Origin of the sequence: Halobacillus kuroshimensis DSM 18393 (assembly GCF_000425705.1) — a bacterium.
Taxonomy (GTDB): Bacteria; Bacillota; Bacilli; order Bacillales; family Halobacillaceae; genus Halobacillus; species Halobacillus kuroshimensis.
In genome coordinates this window covers 73,285-89,504 of the sequence record NZ_AUDY01000016.1, presented here as the reverse complement: position 1 = coordinate 89,504, position 16,220 = coordinate 73,285, and the positions used below count along the sequence as shown (strand labels likewise).

14 protein-coding genes and 1 riboswitch are annotated in these 16,220 nt (G+C 49.2%); of the genes, 11 read left to right on the top strand and 3 right to left on the bottom strand.

The genetic code is table 11. The features are described from left to right. Positions 1 to 13 precede the first annotated feature (13 nt). The 3 genes from H615_RS0119645 to H615_RS0119635 all read left to right on the top strand — a co-directional run bounded on the left by H615_RS0119645 (position 14) and on the right by H615_RS0119635 (position 3,924). Positions 14 to 1,567, top strand: coding sequence for a fatty acid--CoA ligase (locus tag H615_RS0119645; RefSeq protein ID WP_027956730.1), 1,554 nt, complete (start codon positions 14 to 16; stop codon positions 1,565 to 1,567). Between the two features lie 128 nt (positions 1,568 to 1,695). Further along, positions 1,696 to 2,535: a MerR family transcriptional regulator gene (locus tag H615_RS0119640; RefSeq protein WP_027956729.1), complete on the top strand. Its 840-nt coding sequence runs from the start codon at positions 1,696 to 1,698 to the stop codon at positions 2,533 to 2,535. 60 nt (positions 2,536 to 2,595) lie between these two features. Continuing rightward, on the top strand, positions 2,596 to 3,924 hold the full coding sequence (locus H615_RS0119635) for an MATE family efflux transporter (protein ID WP_027956728.1): 1,329 nt from the start codon (positions 2,596 to 2,598) through the stop codon (positions 3,922 to 3,924). 169 nt (positions 3,925 to 4,093) lie between these two features. On the opposite strand, the gene ligD is transcribed toward H615_RS0119635, so the two are convergent. Continuing rightward, entirely contained in the window at positions 4,094 to 5,854 is a 1,761-nt protein-coding gene (gene ligD, locus H615_RS0119630) for a DNA ligase D (protein WP_027956727.1), read from the bottom strand. Between the two features lie 91 nt (positions 5,855 to 5,945). On the opposite strand from ligD, the gene ku reads away from it, so the two are divergent. The 7 genes from ku (at position 5,946) to thiE (ending at position 12,603) form a co-directional block, all read left to right on the top strand. Further along, complete coding sequence (gene ku, locus H615_RS0119625) at positions 5,946 to 6,788, top strand: non-homologous end joining protein Ku (RefSeq protein WP_027956726.1); 843 nt, start codon at positions 5,946 to 5,948, stop codon at positions 6,786 to 6,788. Positions 6,789 to 6,946: 158 nt separating this feature from the next. After that, positions 6,947 to 7,897 carry a pyridoxal-phosphate dependent enzyme gene (locus H615_RS0119620; RefSeq protein WP_035532832.1) on the top strand — a complete coding sequence of 317 codons (951 nt, stop codon included), beginning with the start codon at positions 6,947 to 6,949 and terminating at the stop codon, positions 7,895 to 7,897. A gap of 16 nt (positions 7,898 to 7,913) precedes the next feature. Beyond that, entirely contained in the window at positions 7,914 to 9,596 is a 1,683-nt protein-coding gene (locus tag H615_RS0119615) for a PucR family transcriptional regulator (RefSeq protein WP_027956724.1), read from the top strand. A gap of 103 nt (positions 9,597 to 9,699) precedes the next feature. Then, positions 9,700 to 9,809, top strand: a riboswitch (TPP riboswitch). Positions 9,810 to 9,889: 80 nt separating this feature from the next. After that, a complete protein-coding gene (thiW, locus tag H615_RS0119610; RefSeq protein ID WP_027956723.1) occupies positions 9,890 to 10,378 on the top strand; it encodes an energy coupling factor transporter S component ThiW in 489 nt (162 codons plus the stop codon). Between the two features lie 46 nt (positions 10,379 to 10,424). Further along, the gene (thiD, locus tag H615_RS0119605; protein ID WP_027956722.1) at positions 10,425 to 11,228 is read left to right on the top strand and encodes a bifunctional hydroxymethylpyrimidine kinase/phosphomethylpyrimidine kinase; all 804 of its coding nucleotides are present in this window, start codon (positions 10,425 to 10,427) and stop codon (positions 11,226 to 11,228) included. After that, the gene (gene thiM / locus H615_RS0119600) at positions 11,225 to 11,989 is read left to right on the top strand and encodes a hydroxyethylthiazole kinase (RefSeq protein ID WP_027956721.1); all 765 of its coding nucleotides are present in this window, start codon (positions 11,225 to 11,227) and stop codon (positions 11,987 to 11,989) included. The genes thiD and thiM overlap by 4 nt, the downstream gene beginning before the upstream one ends. Then, positions 11,986 to 12,603 carry a thiamine phosphate synthase gene (gene thiE, locus H615_RS0119595; RefSeq protein ID WP_027956720.1) on the top strand — a complete coding sequence of 206 codons (618 nt, stop codon included), beginning with the start codon at positions 11,986 to 11,988 and terminating at the stop codon, positions 12,601 to 12,603. The genes thiM and thiE overlap by 4 nt, the downstream gene beginning before the upstream one ends. A gap of 78 nt (positions 12,604 to 12,681) precedes the next feature. Here thiE and H615_RS0119590 read toward each other — a convergent pair whose 3' ends face one another. Together H615_RS0119590 and H615_RS0119585 are read right to left on the bottom strand one after the other, a co-directional pair. Further along, positions 12,682 to 13,584, bottom strand: a complete 903-nt coding sequence (locus H615_RS0119590) for an aldo/keto reductase (protein WP_027956719.1) — start codon at positions 13,582 to 13,584, stop codon at positions 12,682 to 12,684. A gap of 31 nt (positions 13,585 to 13,615) precedes the next feature. After that, on the bottom strand, positions 13,616 to 14,836 hold the full coding sequence (locus H615_RS0119585) for a threonine synthase (protein ID WP_027956718.1): 1,221 nt from the start codon (positions 14,834 to 14,836) through the stop codon (positions 13,616 to 13,618). Between the two features lie 181 nt (positions 14,837 to 15,017). Between H615_RS0119585 and H615_RS0119580 the strand changes: the two genes are divergently transcribed. Beyond that, a complete protein-coding gene (locus H615_RS0119580; RefSeq protein ID WP_027956717.1) occupies positions 15,018 to 16,220 on the top strand; it encodes a M24 family metallopeptidase in 1,203 nt (400 codons plus the stop codon).

Below are 16,220 nucleotides of genomic sequence, written 5' to 3'. Positions count from 1 at the left end.
GGAGTCGATGAAAATGGGACCAACATTAAAGAGCATGTTTGAGCAGACTGCTGCAAAATATCCGGATAAAGAGGGCCTTGTAGATGTTCGGCTTGGAGTGCGGTGGACGTTCAAGCAGTGGGAGGATGAAGTGGACAGGACAGCAGCAGCGCTTTCTGCTTCCGGTGTGGAGAAGGGGGATAAAGTATCAACCGTGCTGTACAACACAGCAGAATTTGCCACGGTTTTGTTTGCCTGTATGAAAATTGGTGCTGTATTCAACCCGATCAACTTCCGACTCACAGAAAAAGAGATCCGCTTTATTTTGCAGGACGCCGGCCCGAAAGTTGTCCTGTTTGAAAAAGCGACGGCTCCTCAAGTGGAGAAAGTGGCTGGGGGGATGCCGGAAGTGGAATTCTGGTCGATCGATGAAGCCTTTTCTTTTGCCTCTCATTATTATGATCGTATGGAACAAGTCCTGGAACGTCCGCCTGTTTGTGAAGTCCAGGAGGATGACCCTTACGCGATCATGTATACATCAGGAACGACCGGTCTGCCGAAGGGAGTCATTCATACCCACAGGGATATGGTGGACCAGGCGCTCATTATAGCGGCTTCCATGCGGCTGCAGGAAGAAGACAGAGGGCTGACCGCGGCACCTATCTTCCACTGCGCGGAACTGCACTGTGCCTTTTTCCCAAGAGTTATGATCGGCGCATCCAATGTTCTTCTCCATCATTTTGATGCCCCGGCAGTGATCGAGACCGTAAGAGAGGAACAGATTACAACGTTCTTCGCTGCCCCGACGATGTGGAATATGCTGCTGCAGGAAGACTTCTCCCATGAGGACTTTTCAACACTGCGTCAAGGGCTGTATGGCGGCGCACCAATGGCTCCAGCGCTTACTTTAAGACTGCATGAAGTGCTCGGAGTGGAACTGGTCCAGGCGTACGGGATGACTGAAATGGGACCGGCGATTACGGCGTTGTTCGACCACGAGCAGATCGAGAAAGCCGGATCGGCGGGAAGGCCGATTTTCCATCATGACATACGGGTCGTACGGACGAATGAACACGGTCCTGCAGAGCCCAATGAAATTTGTAAGCCTCAGGAACTCGGGGAAATTATCGTGAGGGGGCCGAGTATGATGAAGGAATACTACAACAACCCGGAAGCAACGAAGGAAGCGTTGTATAAAGGCTGGTACCACACCGGGGATATCGGCTCCTTTGATGCAGACGGCTATTTGTGGGTGAGTGACCGGGTGAAGGATATGATTCTATCCGGTGGAGAGAACATCTACTCGCGGGAAGTGGAGGACTGCTTATTCGCACATCCGGGCGTCCTGGATGCCGCTGTTATCGGTGAGCCGGATCAGCTTTGGGGAGAGCGGGTGGCCGCTTATATCGTCAGAAAAGATCCCGGATTATCGGAGAAGGAGCTCGATGAATTCTGTATTTCAAGTGGACAGCTGGCCCGCTATAAGAGGCCGAGACGCTATGAATTTGTGGACGAACTGCCGCGGAATGCCAGCGGGAAGCTTCAAAAATTCAAACTGAGGGAATCCGTGGAAAAGGTAACAGAATAGCAGAAAGAAAAGGGTGCCCCTGATCAAGGCACCCTTTTCTAATGGAAAAATCCAACGCAGAAATCTGTGCGATCGGTTTAGGATATGATATAGGATAGGGGGAGAGATGGAAGAGAGGAGAGATGCTTATGAAGCGGCGCTTCCGCATCGGGGAAATGGCCCGGTTGTTTCAGATTTCTGCTTCTACGTTAAGGTATTACGATCAAATCGGGCTGTTTCGTCCGGGGTATGTGGATTCGGAAACACAATACCGCTATTACAACTTTGAACAGTTTGTCGTATTGGATACGATTATATTTCTAAAGAAGAACGGTTTTTCCATCGATGATATCCACCACCAGCTGGCAAACCGGACAGCTGAAAATACAAAAGAGCTGCTGGAGAGCAAACAAAGGGAAATCGAAAACGAAATGGCAAGGCTGAAGAAGGTTTCTGCTATGATTCAAAGTAAGATTGAGACCATTGATGAGGGACTTACGCTCCGCCAGTCACCTTCTTTCGTCTATCGTTATTTTCCAGAACGTCCGATTACGTATTTGTATAATGACCAACCCGTGGATCTTTTTGTAGCATCAGACGCCATTTTTCTGAAGGATCTGGAAGAACTCGCTTCTGCTGGTGGAGGTTATGACGGATTTTTCACGGGGGATATGGGAACGATGGTCGATATGGACAGCCTTCATGGAGAAGGGCCTGCTAAATATTTCGCTGTGTTCATATTTATTTCAAAAGACAAGGAAACAGCGGCGAGTCCCAGCCTTCCTGAGGGGACATATGCCTGCTATCCCCACCGGGGGCCTTATGAGACGATTAAAGAGAGTTATGCCGTGATGCTGGATCATTTGAAGGAGGACGGAAGGCAGATATCAGGGACACCTCTGGAAGTGTCTGTTCTTGATGAATCGGTAACGAACGATTCATCTGCCTATGTCACTTGGATTCAAATTCCTGTAACAAAAAACGATTGACCTTAAAGTTACTTTAAGGTTTATACTTTCTCTTGCAAACAGATGCAGGAGGTCATAAAGATGAGTGGAACACATGAGACGTTGAGAACCAAACCTGTAAAACAGGTATTCTTTCAATATTTCTTCCCGGCGTTGTTCGGGATGATGCTGATGTCGATCAACATCCTGATCGATGGCATATTCGTAGGCCGCGGTGTAGGTGAAGAAGGGCTGGCTGGTGTCAATCTTGCTATGCCGGTTTTCTCATTGATCTTCTCCATTTCCCTCTGGATCGGAATCGGAGGAGGGACGATTTATTCCATGCATATCGGCCGTGGAGAGCCTGACAAGGCGCGGAGTGTCTTTTCACTTTCCACTGCGGCATCTCTCGTTATACTGGCTGTAATTGGAACAGCCGGATACTTCTTCGTTGAGCCAATCGCTTATTGGCTCGGGGCCAATGCGGATACGTTCGCTCCTACCGTGGACTATTTAACGGTTTTATTTCTGCTGGGGTGGTTGATTGCCCTTCAGCAGCTCCTCAGTATCTTCGTCCGGAACGATGGAAGTCCGACCCTCTCGATGGTGGCGCTTGGGGTAACCGCCATCGTGAATATTGGATTGAACTATTACATGATTTTCATATTGGAAAAAGGGGTGTTTGGAGCGGCACTGGCGACCGTGCTTGCCAGTGTGGCAGGTCTGGTTGTGCTGCTGCTTCACTTTTTCAAGGAAAATACCCATCTGCGAAAGCCGGTTTTTCTATGGTCATGGAAGCTTCTCGGGGAAATTATGACCATCGGTTTTCCGAGCTTTCTTGCAGAGGCGGGGACGCTTGTATTTGTCGCTGGCTATAATATAGCCATTGGTGCATTGCTTGGAACCGAAGGTGTCGCCGCTTTTTCAGTAGTGAATTACCTGCACGGCTTTATGTTCTTATCCTTTTTCGGCATTGAGTCGGCCCTCCAGCCGATGATCAGTTATTACCATGGAGCAGGAAGCAGGGCTGCCATCAAGGATTCAGTGAGGATAGGTGAACGGACAGCTGCAGGTCTCGGCATCGTGCTGCTTATCATAGGAGTTTTAGCTGCCCGTCCTCTTGTTTCCTTGTTTGGAGTGGAGTCCGAAGATGTCACGGATCTTGCGGTGAACGGCATCCGTCTGTTCTTTACCGGGTACTTGTTTTTAGGCTTTAACTTCGTTTATATGACCTATTTCCAGTCCGTAGGCCAGATCCGCCCTTCGACAACGATTATTGTTCTGCGGAGCTTTGTATTCATCCTTCCGCTTTTATGGCTGCTTCCAAATTGGTTTGGAGCTGCGGGTGTATGGCTGTCTCTTCCTCTTGCGGAAATGCTCGTCGCTGTTCTGCTTGCTGTCATAACCCGGAAACAGGTGTTAAAGGCTTGAATCATAAGTCATAGGAGGCAGCTGAGGCCCGGGAAGGTTGGAAAAAAGGAGGGTCGACCGCTGGGCCGCTCCTTTTTCCAACACCTTTACATAAAAAATTGAACCTCGAAATCCGTCTGCATGGGAGAAGGAATTGCGTCTTCTCCTATTTCCCGGGCAATATCCGACATCAATAGTCGAGCAGTGCTTGAATCTGATCCATAGGCTGTAGGGCTCTGGCTTTTTCATAGTCCTGAAAAGGATCCCCTCTTTTTTTGAGCCTTTCCATCATGTTCTCCACCGTGTATGACCGAGGGTTCAGCTCATCCTGTACTTCCTCCCAGTACAGAGGGGCGGCAATCGGAGCGCCGTCCTTCGCCCGTACAGAATAGGGAGCGATGATTGTCTTCCCTTCCCCGTGCTGGACGTAATCGATGTACAGTCTGTCTTTCCGCTTGCTTTTGAATCGTTCCACTGTGAAAAGATCCGGTTTTGTCTCAACGAGGAGCCGGGCTAATGTCTCTGTGATGACCCGCGTTTCTTCATAAGTAAGATCTCCCTCTTGGAACGGGAGATGAAGCTGCATCCCTTTGCTTCCCGATAGTTTAATGAAGCTGATCATGCCCAGCTCATCCAGCCATTTCCGGCAGAGAAGAGCGGCTGTGAGGCAGAGAGGGAAAGCATCTTTTTCTGGAGGATCCAGATCAAGAATGATTTCATCCGGGTGACCACCGCCTGCTTTTTCAAAAGGAAGATGAAATTCTACGGCTCCCTGATTCGCCAGCCAGAGAAGACCCTGGAGTTCTTCGCAGATCATATAAGGCTCTCCTTTTTCCATCCACAGTTTCAGTGCATCCGGCGCATAATCCGGCCGGTGTTTCTGGAAGAAGGATTCGTTATGGATGCCGTCAGGAAAGCGGATCACGGTCAATTTCTTTTCTTTCATGTAAGGCAGCATATAAGGGGCGATATGACGGGTGTACAGAAGGTAATCCCGCTTGGTCACACCTGGGAACAGCTCCTTTTCAAGGCTGGTCGGCTCAAAACGGTCGGGGAATAAACTTAAATCCCACGTTATCTTCCTGGATGTACATTGTTCTGGTGTATGATCGAAGCGGAAACGGTGAAACATCGGCTCTCGGAACTCTCCGTTTTCTGCTTCTAAGCAGTGGATGTCGGCACAGACGCTCGGCGGGAGTGTCCACTTGTTCTTCTCTTTTTTTCCTTTCTCCTTAAAAAATTGACGAAGAGTGCCAGCTTCTTCACGTGGAAGACCATGCTTAAAGCGGCCGGCTTTTCGGATCTGCCCCTCGTTATACACAGCTGTATCCACATATCCATTATCCGGGTCGAAGTGGGTGAGGAATACAGAAGCTGTTTTCCACTGCTTCCACTTCACCCAGTGCCGGGTCCTTTCTCCGAATTGGTAGGTGCTGGTGCTCCGTTTGGCAATGATCCCTTCACCAAAGTGCAGATGGATAATGTCTTTCAGTTTATCCACATGTTGATAAACGGCCACCATTTTAATTCCTGGGTGTTCCCACTTGGCAAGGAGTTCGGCCAGCCGTTGTTTTCTTTTTTCTAATGGAATTTGTTCCTGAACGAAATCAAAAGCTGCAAATAAGGCAGGCCGCTCCGCCGCTGCTTTTCGAATGTTCTCCGTATTTCTTAAACGTCCCCGCTTTTGGAGAAGGTCGAAATTGGCTTGGAAAGCTGTATTTAAAATGACAATTTCCCCGTCCAAGACGAAGGGAGTTGTATCCGGAGGAGGGGCGGCTTCGCTGATTTCAGGGAATTTATCTGTTAAATCCTTCCCGTTCCGGCTGATCAGGCGGATGCCTTCAGATGTACATTCGAGGAGTGCCCGGAAGCCATCATATTTTGGTTCATACATCCACTCCTCGCCTTCGGGTAGATCGTCGGACGGGGTGAGCAGCATCGGACGTTTCATACGTTTCCTCCTTTTTCCCTTAGGTTGTCCTTTCACGATGGAACATATTTTCACTTTGAACGCAAAAGCTAAGAAAAAAGGAGCCATCACTATGCACACCATGTGGAAAGGAACCATCAGTTTCGGTCTGGTCAACATTCCTGTGAAACTGCATGCTGCTACAGAAAATAAGGACATTAAGCTGAGGCAGCTGCATGAAGAGTGTCATTCGCCGGTGGAATATGAAAAGCGCTGTCCTGTCTGTGACAGGGAGATCGAGAGGGAAGAAATTGTTAAGGCCTACGAGTATGCGAAAAATAAGTTTGTTGTTCTGGACAACGAGGATTTAGAGCAGCTGAAAAAGGAACAAGACGATAAAGCGGTGGAAATCCTCGATTTTGTAAAACTGGAGGAGATCGATCCGATATACTTTGAACGGAGCTATTTCATCTCTCCAAACGAAGGCGGGGCCAAAGCCTACAGCCTTCTGCGCCAGGCTCTGGGGGATACCGGTAAAATCGGAATTGCCAAAATCATCATCCGCTCGAAGGAGCAGCTGGCTGTTTTAAGGGTGTATGAGAACACCTTAGTCATGGAGACCATTCATTATCCTGACGAAGTGCGCAGTGTCCAGGATGTCCCAAACGTCCCTGAAGAATCCGATTTAAGCAAAAAGGAACTGAGTACAGCCGTTACATTGATTGACCAGCTGACCACCGAATTTGATGCTGGGAAATATAAAGATGACTACCGGACAGCGTTGATGGAACTGATTGAAGCGAAGAAGAATAATGAAGAAATTACAACAGCGAAGGATAAACCGGCTCCGGATAACGTTACAAGTCTGATGGATGCCTTGGAAAAATCCCTTGAAAAGACAAAAGGACCCACGAAAAAGCGCAAGACAAAAGCACGAACGAAAACAACGACGTCCGGAAAAAAGAAATCATCTTGAATACATCAAGCCCTCCCCGTCACGGGAGGGCTTCTTTTGTAGAGGATTTTGAAAAGATTCCATACTCTGCCCCTTTTCCGACTATCGTTCCATCCCCTATAATGAGTAATAATCAGAATTTTTTATCTATTTACAAGGGGAGGAGTTCTTTGGGAGAGATGGTGTTGAGAGATGTGTGGTTAGCGAGAAAACGTATCGAGAGCATCGTGAAACCGACGCCGCTTGTGTATTCGGAGTTTTTCTCCGAACGCTCAGGGCAGCCGGTTTATTTGAAAATGGAACAGTCCCACCCAGCAGGGTCTTTTAAAATAAGGGGGGCGGCAAACAAGCTGCTATCTTTAACAGAAGAAGAAAAAAAGCGTGGTGTGACAACATTTTCAACAGGAAATCATGGGATCGCCACCGCCTATGCGGCACGGCAGATGGGTATCTCTTGTACGGTTTGTATTTCCCGCCGTGTGCCAGAAGCGAAGCTTAGCCGTCTGAAACGTCTGGGGGCGGATATCGAACAAACGGGGGTCAGTCAGGATGAAGCTGCTGTTCGCTGCAGGGAGCTGGCATCTAAATATGGAATGACGATCATCCAGCCCTTTGATGACCCCGAGGTGATTGCAGGACAGGGAACCATCGGTCTTGAATTGATGGAACAGCTTCCTGAACTGAAAGAAGTGGTGATCCCGCTGTCCGGGGGCGGCCTTTTATCCGGGATCGGTTTCGTTTTGAAAAAGATGGATCCCACTGTTTCTGTGACCGGGGTGACGATGGAACGAAGTGCTGTCATGCAGGCAAGCCTGAAAAAAGGGGCGGTCGTTAAGCTGGAAGAAGAATACACCCTCGCAGACAGTCTGCTCGGGGGCATTGGTGAGGATAATCGTTATACATTTTCTATGACCATGTCGTTGATGGATAAAGGGGTGCTTTTACAGGAAAACCGCATTAAAGAAGGATTATACAGTCTCCTAGATCATCATAAAATCATCGTAGAGGGTGCAGCTGCTGTTGGAGCCGGCTATCTTCTTGATCAGCCGGTTTCGGAAGGACCTGTGGTCTTGATCATTACGGGAAACAATGTAGATACAAATACGGTTAAAACGTGGATGGACAGCTGAAAAAGGGGGAGTGGGGATGGGTGTACCTGTTGAAGAGGTATTGAAGCTGCCGATGTTAGAGAAAGCGAACGTGCAGACACCTGTTTATGACCGTGATGTGGAGTGGATCTCTGTCATAGAGACGCCTGTCGAAAATTTTGTGAGAAACAATGAATTCGTTCTCAGCACCGGGGTGGGATGCGGGGAGAATATCCCGGCTCTGGAGGCCTACGTGAAGGATGTCATCCGGTCAGATGCTTCCATTCTGGCTTTTGCCACCGGCCGTCATTTGTTTAAAATCCCTGATCGTATCATTGCTCTAGCTGAACAACATGAGCTCGTGCTTGTGGAAATCCCCTGGGAGGTACGGTTTGCGGATATTCTTCAAGGCGTGCTGCAGTTAATCAATGAAGAGAAACAGAAGGTTCACAGGCATGTCGAAGGGATCCGTCAGGAATTGATCAATTGTGTCCTGAATGGGAAGGGACTTCAGGAAATCACGACCATCCTCTATCAATATACAGGGCTGCCCAATGCCATCAGCGACCATTTGAAGCACATCCGGGCCAATCAGCATTTTGATTCTTCCCTGATTGATGCGTTGAACGGACGTAAAGAAGCGGTTGTTTCCTTAATTGAGCACCCTTTCCGTCTGGAGCACCCGCTTACACATTTTATAGAAGCTTATCAAATCGGTGAGGAATGCTGTTATCAGCTTACGATTCTATCCAACTATAAGAAGCAGGGATATCTGTTGTTTCAGCCGGAAAAGGATCAAGAGGTAACAACAGAGATGATGACAATTCTGGAGCACACGCTGACCGCCTGTGCCCTTTATTTCGTGAAGGAAAATGCCATCGAAATGACAGAAATCCGTCTCAAGGATAACTTTCTTTTGGATCTGGCGAAGCAGGAGCAGCGCATGGACAAGCAGCTGTTGTCGAAAGCCGGGCTTCTCGGCTATGATCTTGAGAAACCTTACGTCTGTTTTGTCGGAGAGGTTCTGTTCCATCAGCCGGCAAGCCGGTCGGTAGGAAACGACGGACAGCTTCCCTCTTCTTCTTCTCTACAGAGCCGCAATTATTACATCCAAAAGGAGGCTGCTTATGCCGGGCACATGGTGGGGCGGCAGGTGATGACGACCTTTGATGAAGAGAGAGTCATCATCTTTTTGGAGGCGGACAAAGAAGGCAGTGAGGAAGCAGCGAATCAATTTCTGGACCTTGTCGAAAGGCGTTTGTTCGAGCTGCTGGCCGGTGTCACGATCCAATGGGGGATTTCGTGTCATAAAGACGGGTATCAAGTATTCCATCACAGCTATGAGGAAGCGCGGACAGCCCTGCAGATGGGAGAGCAGCAGAACGAGGCAGGGGGACGGACATTCTTTAAGGAGACAAGAATGAACAGGCTTTTGATGGCCTTATCCCATAAAAAAGAAATCGAGGAAATTGTTCAGGATACTCTCCAGCCGCTTATTGATTACGATCAGAAAAGGCAGGCGGAGCTTCTCCATACATTTATGGTGTATAACAAGTACAACAGCAATGTCAGCCAGACATCGAGAGCTCTGAATCTGCACCGGCAGTCCCTTCTGCACCGGCTTAGGAATATTGAACAGCTGACGGGGTTGTCCCTGTTGAACGCGGATGATTTATTTTTACTGGAGCTGAGTGTGAGGCTGTGGCTCCTGAAAAAAGTAGAAAAGTCCGGGCCGCAGTGAACGGAAATCTTTTTGCTTGGAGGTCTCTCTGCCGGCTGTATGGAGCAGGAGAGGATGACAGATTCAACCAGTTTTGATATGATTGATGCAAATGAATAGATTTCAAAACTACTAGGGGAGCCTGAAGAGGCTGAGAGGAAAGCATGGACGCTTTCTGACTCTTACGTACCTGATCTGGTTAATACCAGCGGAGGGAAGTAGTCACATGATTGTCATTGATCGACTTCTTCTATCAAAACCAGGTCCCCGGAGGACCTGGTTTTTTTATTTTATTCACAGGAAGGAGCTGACCGATGAATAAAACCAGAATCCTTACATTCATGGCCGTCCTTGTGGCAGTAGGGACACTTGGCTCGCAGTTTTTATGGTTTCCCGCTGGAGTAGCAAAAGCCTATCCTGTCCAGCACGCTGTCAATGTCATGGCAGCCGTTATGCTCGGTCCGATTCCAGCGGTGGCTGTCGCTTTTGTCATCGGCCTGCTGCGTTTTCTGCTGGGACTCGGGACGATTCTGGCTTTTCCCGGAGGTATGTTCGGGGCGTTTTTTGCCGGTGTATTTTATAAGGTATATGCACGGAAGCTTTCTGCAGCAGTCGGAGAAGTGCTGGGCACAGGTGTGATTGGTGCTCTGGCCGCCGCTCCCGCCGCCAACTGGTTCATGGGAAGCTCAGCAGCGGTCTTTGCGTTTCTTCCGTCGTTTCTAGTGAGTAGTCTGTCAGGAGCGTTCATTGCTGTGTTCCTTTTATCAAGAGTGAAGGTGGAAAGCCCGCTCCCGCAGTCCTGATGGAATCCAATTGAAAAGGATGATTTATAGGAAAGGAAGTGGTTCAATGAACCCCGCATGTGTATTAACAATTGCCGGTACGGATCCAAGTGGTGGAGCTGGTATCCAGGCCGATTTGAAAACATTCCAGGAATTGAAAAGCTATGGTATGAGTGTGGTGACTTCGGTTGTCGCCCAAAATACGACAGGAGTTAAAGATGTACATCACCTCCCTGACTCCTTCATCCGTGAGCAGCTGTTTGCGGTAAGTGAAGATATGCCGGTACATGCTGTGAAAACAGGGATGATTGCCAATAAGGAAATGATGCAGGTCATTAAAGACTGGATGCAGACCATCGATGCTCCGTACATTATGGATCCTGTCATGATTGCTCAAAGTGGAGATCCGCTTGTCGAGCAGGAAGAACAGATCTATTTAAAAAGGCATCTTGTACCAGAGTCGACGCTTGTGACCCCTAATATTCCGGAAACAGAAACCCTTCTCAATCGCAGGATCGATCATGAAGAAGATATGAAGGAAGCGGCTGTGGAAATTGTAGAACAGCTGGGAGCCGGTGCTGCGCTTGTAAAAGGCGGTCATTTAAAAGGGAAAGCGGTCGACTTTTTATATGACGGATATCAGCTGCACACCTTCGAAGAAGAACGGATTGATTCAGCGAATACCCATGGCACAGGCTGCACGTACTCGGCTGCTATAGCCGCTTATATGAGCCAGGGATATCCGCTCACGCAGGCGGTAGAGAAGGGCAAGCATTTTGTTACAGAGGCCATTCGCCATTCTTTCAATCTTGGTAAAGGGGATGGCCCGACCAATCATTTTGCCGTACGCAGGGAGGTTTTTCATCCATGACACAAACGTTGATCCAGCAGCTGCGGAGTGAACGCCCTTTGATTCATAACATTACCAATGCGGTCGTCATGAATTATACAGCCAACGGCCTGCTTGCTCTCGGCGCTTCTCCGATTATGTCGAATGCCGTTCAGGAAGCCGGGGATGTCGCTCGTTTAGCAGACGGCCTTCTGTTGAATATCGGCACGTTGAACGAGCATCAGGTGGAAGCGATGCTGGAGGCAGGAAAAGCGGCGAATGAGGCCGGCGTACCTGTCGTTCTGGATCCTGTGGGAGTGGCTGCCACCTCCTACAGAGCAGAGGCCTGCCGGAAAATATTGTCGACGGTTAATGTCGATGTGATCAAAGGCAATGCGGGAGAACTGGCTTTCCTTGCTGGAGAGAAAGTCGAAACAAAAGGGGTGGACTCTGGAGAAGCCTCCAACACCGATGAGATTGCTCTCAAAGTTTCTGAACTCTATGAGACGATGGCCGTCTGCACAGGAAAAACCGATGTGATCGGGTATCAAGGAGAAGTCTTCAATAACGATACAGGACATCAATGGCTTTCAAAAGTCACAGGATCCGGATGTCTGCTTGGTGCCGTTCTCACTGCGTTTCTTGCCATTGAAGGAGACCGCGTAGGAAACGTCCGGGCCGGTCTCTATCATTTTGGCAAAGCAGCAGAACAGGCCGCTTCTCATCCTCATGTGTCAGGATCCGGGACATTTGTTCCTGCGTTTATCGATGCTCTTGGAGCAGAAGAGGAGGCGGGCCGGTGAAATTGGAACAGCAGCTCAGAAAATACTTGATCATGGGCAGTCAGGACTGTGACAGAGACCCATTATCCATCCTGGACGAAGCGATTGAAGGAGGTATTACGGCTTTCCAATTCCGGGAAAAAGGAGAAGGATCGCTGCAGGGAGATGAAAAATATCAGCTGGCAGCTGCATTGCAGCAGCGCTGTAAAACCGCCGGTATTTTGTTCATCGTAAATGATGATGTGGACCTTTTCCGCCGATTGAACGCGGAAGGCATTCATGTCGGTCAGTCGGATGAACATGTGAAGGGGATTCGGGAGGCACATCCTGATGCGGTGATCGGCCTGTCCGTCTCCGACCTGCATGAATGGGAAAACAGCCCTGTTGATCTCGTTGATTACCTGGGAGCAGGACCGGTCTATCCTACAACAAGTAAAAAGGATGCCAACCCGGTTTCCGGTACGGAATGGATCAAAGAATTAAAAGAAAGACAGCCGGACATGCCTGTGGTCGGCATCGGCGGCATCACGACGGAAAATGCACACAGAGTTATGGAAGCCGGAGCTTCCGGCACAGCTGTCATATCCGCCATTACGAAAGCGGAGGATATCCGGAAGGCAGTTGGAGAATTATAAATGTTGAAAAGGACCGGAATGACGCGATGACAAGCGTCGTTCCGGTCCTTTTTTTAGAATCAAATGCTTGTAAATGAATTACGGTACATCATGGCCCATGGAGCTCTGGAGAATTTCAAACCATTGATCATGATTGAGGGTGTAATCCAGGCTTCTTACGGACCCGGCAATCCGGTTCTTTTTACCGGATCCGACGATCGGCATAATCCGGGACGGATGGTTCAACAGCCAGGCATACATGACTTCATCTATGCCCTCGGCACCGATTTCCTCCTGGATCTTCGTGAGTGTGCCTCGCAGCCGCACGGCTTTGTCATCGTTGGATGTAAAGACTTCTCCGCCGGCCAGAGGGGACCAGGCCATAGGTGCGACGCGCTTCTGCTGACAAAGGTTTAACGTACCGTCTTCAAAGTTTTCCAGTTGATAGGCGGAAAGCTCCAGCTGGTTGGTTACGAGAGAAAACGGCAGATAGGATTCAAGCATCTGCCATTGATGATCCTTGAAATTGGACACACCAAAGGTACGTACTTTTCCTTCTTTCTGCAGCTGAATGAAGGCCTCAGCTGTGGATGCAGGGTCCATGAACGGGTCGGGACGATGGATCAACAAAGTGTCTACATACTCTGTCTGAAGATCGGTAAGCGACTGTTCAACTGACTTGATGATATGTTCTTTCGTCGTATTGTAATGATGAGACCCATGCTCAGGGCGGTTTTCTGAAGGAAGTACGATGCCGCTCTTCGTAACAATCTCCATCTGATCCCTGAGAGATGGTTTCAGGCTGAGTGCCTCTCCGAAAAGCTTCTCACAAGTATAGCTTCCGTAAATATCGGCATGGTCAAATGTCGTTATGCCTTGATCGAGATTATGTTCAATCAAGTCCAGTGTCTCTTCCTTCGATTGGTTCCAGTCGGCTAAACGCCATAATCCGTGTACAATGCGTGAATAAGAGAGGTCTTCTGCTATTTGTATGCGTTCCATTCTATCCCAACTTTCTTTAAGAATACTTTCATCATACCTTTCTTTTCAGAGCGTCACCAGGTTGAAGGACTGGAATATCCAGATCTACGGTGTCCGGGTATTTGATGCCGGCTCCGGTATTCAATACGACGACGTGCTCTTCTTCCTTGATCCAGTTTTTCTGCAGCAGCTGACGGGCAGCAGAAAAAGCAGCCGCTCCTTCAGGGCAGACGAATGTTCCTTCCATTTGTGCCGCCCGCTGCTGTTCTTCCTGAATCGATGATTCAGATACAGCAGCCGCACAGCCATTGGACTCATAGATCGCCTCCAATACAAGGAAATCACCGATGGCTTTAGGAACGTTGATTCCAAACGCCATCGTTTCTGCACCCTCCCAGAAATCGGACTCTGTCCGTCCCTCTTCCCAGGCCTTCACAATAGGGGCACAGCCCTCTGACTGGACAGCGACAAGTCGCGGCATCCGCCCGTTCTCTACCCATCCCAGTCGCTGGAGCTCCCGAATCGCTTTATAAATACCGATTAAACCGACTCCGCCTCCCGTCGGATACAAAATGACATCCGGCAGCTTCCATTCGGTCTGTTCTGCGATTTCAAGCCCCATTGTTTTCTTTCCTTCGATTCTATAAGGCTCTTTCAATGTGGATACATCATAGATGTCCGGGTCCTGCGCGGCCCGGGAAATGATTTGGCCGGCATCGCTGATCAAGCCGTTGACTAGGAAGAGGCGTGCTCCCGAGACCGCGCACTCGTTCCGTGTGATTTTCGGGGCATCGACCGGCATAACAATTGTAGGGATGATGGACGCCCTGGCGGCATAGAGGGACCATGCCGCTCCTGCATTGCCATTTGTCGGCATTGCCAGTTCCTTTACGCCGAGTTCACGGGCTTTGGATACCCCGACGGCAGCTCCGCGGGCTTTAAAAGAGCCCGTTGGAATGACGCCTTCATCCTTCATATCCAGATGGGGGATGTTCATGTCTTTTCCGAGCGCGGGCAGAGAAAGAAGCGGTGTCATCCCTTCTCCCAGGGAGACCCGGTAAGATGGGTTCTGTAGTGGAAGAAGTTCATGATAGCGCCAGAGATCGGGATTACGGTCCCTGAGGCTGTCTTTTGACCAGAATGAAGACAGCGCTTCCAAATCATAGTTTACAAGCAGTGGTGAGCCGCATGTACATAAGTGGTGAGGTTCTGAGGTGTTGTAGGTTTTCGAGCATTTCGGGCAGTAAAGGTGAGAGATGTAACTGTACGTCATGGATCATCCTCCTACAAGCATTTATAAAGAGCATAACATCAAAGGGGACATCTGTGTCCATTGTGTAGCAAGGACAGCCTTGAAAATTCATACAATTTTTACATTACATAAAAAATTTCTGTTGAATACAATGGACGTAATAAAGATTTAAAATTCCGACTACTTGGATGGAGGGGATGGAATGGTTCTTCCGTTTGACATTTTGGAGTACCAGAAGCGTCTGCAGGCCGTCAAAGAAAATATGGCGGACAGAGGGATTGATGTGCTTCTGATAACGGATCCTGCCAATATGAATTATCTCTCCGGTTATGATGCGTGGTCCTTTTATGTCCATCAAATGCTCGTGATCTTGATTGATGAACCTCAGCCGCTCTGGATTGGGCGGTACCAGGATGCCGGGGGTGCCAAAGTGACGACATGGATTTACGATGAAAATGTCATCGCCTATCCGGATTACTATGTCCACTCATCCGTGTACCATCCGATGGATTTTGCAGCGGAAATTATCAGGCAGATCGGTCAGGGGAAACGGCGCATCGGTGTGGAGATGGATCATTACTATTTCACGGGTATGGCCCTGGAGCGGCTGAAGCAGGGACTTCCGGACGCTTCTTTTGCGGATGGTTCACTTTTGGTCAACCAAGTGAGAATGGTCAAGTCAGACCAGGAAATTGAATACATGAGGCGGGCAGCCCGGATTGCGGATCTCGCCATGACTCAAGGGGTGGAAAGTGTCCGGCCTGGTGTCAGGGAATGTGATACGGCAGCGGAGATTTATTACCATCTCGTAAAAGGGACGCCGGAATACGGAGGGGATTATCCATCCATCGTGCCGCTGCTGCCGACCGGAGATCATACATCGATCCCTCATTTAACGTGGACAGACCGGCCGTTTGTGGAAGGAAGCGCCGTCATTATAGAACTGGCGGGGTGTTATAAGCGGTACCACGTTCCACTTGCAAGAACCGTAGCCATCGGACAGCCGAATGAGAAGATGAAACAGGTCGCTCCTGTGGTTCTCGAAGGTATTCAGGCGGTACTTGATTTTGCGAAGCCCGGAGTCACCTGTGGAGAGCTTGAGGAAGTATGGCGACACACGATCAAAAAATACGGATACGAAAAAGAAGCCCGTCTCGGGTATTCTGTCGGCATGAATTACCCTCCGGACTGGGGCGAGCATACAGCCAGTATTAGAAAAGGGGACCCGACTGTCCTGCAGCCTAATATGACCTTTCACCTCATCCCGGCACTCTGGTTTGATACAGATGGGATTGAAATATCGGAAACGTTCCGGGTGACGGACTCAGGCAGTGAACGTTTCACCACTTATCCTCAGGAATTAGTCATTCGTGACCATTTGGATTTGAGCGGACAAATCAGCTGA

Excerpts from the sequence above, each read along its gene's own strand:
- H615_RS0119645 (WP_027956730.1), top strand. The coding sequence starts at position 14 with ATGGGACCAACATTAAAGAGCATGTTTGAGCAGACTGCTGCAAAATAT.
- H615_RS0119640 (WP_027956729.1), top strand. The coding sequence starts at position 1,696 with ATGAAGCGGCGCTTCCGCATCGGGGAAATGGCCCGGTTGTTTCAGATT.
- H615_RS0119635 (WP_027956728.1), top strand. The coding sequence starts at position 2,596 with ATGAGTGGAACACATGAGACGTTGAGAACCAAACCTGTAAAACAGGTA.
- ligD (WP_027956727.1), bottom strand. The coding sequence starts at position 5,854 with ATGAAACGTCCGATGCTGCTCACCCCGTCCGACGATCTACCCGAAGGC.
- ku (WP_027956726.1), top strand. The coding sequence starts at position 5,946 with ATGCACACCATGTGGAAAGGAACCATCAGTTTCGGTCTGGTCAACATT.
- H615_RS0119620 (WP_035532832.1), top strand. The coding sequence starts at position 6,947 with ATGGTGTTGAGAGATGTGTGGTTAGCGAGAAAACGTATCGAGAGCATC.
- H615_RS0119615 (WP_027956724.1), top strand. The coding sequence starts at position 7,914 with ATGGGTGTACCTGTTGAAGAGGTATTGAAGCTGCCGATGTTAGAGAAA.
- thiW (WP_027956723.1), top strand. The coding sequence starts at position 9,890 with ATGAATAAAACCAGAATCCTTACATTCATGGCCGTCCTTGTGGCAGTA.
- thiD (WP_027956722.1), top strand. The coding sequence starts at position 10,425 with ATGAACCCCGCATGTGTATTAACAATTGCCGGTACGGATCCAAGTGGT.
- thiM (WP_027956721.1), top strand. The coding sequence starts at position 11,225 with ATGACACAAACGTTGATCCAGCAGCTGCGGAGTGAACGCCCTTTGATT.
- H615_RS0119590 (WP_027956719.1), bottom strand. The coding sequence starts at position 13,584 with ATGGAACGCATACAAATAGCAGAAGACCTCTCTTATTCACGCATTGTA.
- H615_RS0119585 (WP_027956718.1), bottom strand. The coding sequence starts at position 14,836 with ATGACGTACAGTTACATCTCTCACCTTTACTGCCCGAAATGCTCGAAA.
- H615_RS0119580 (WP_027956717.1), top strand. The coding sequence starts at position 15,018 with ATGGTTCTTCCGTTTGACATTTTGGAGTACCAGAAGCGTCTGCAGGCC.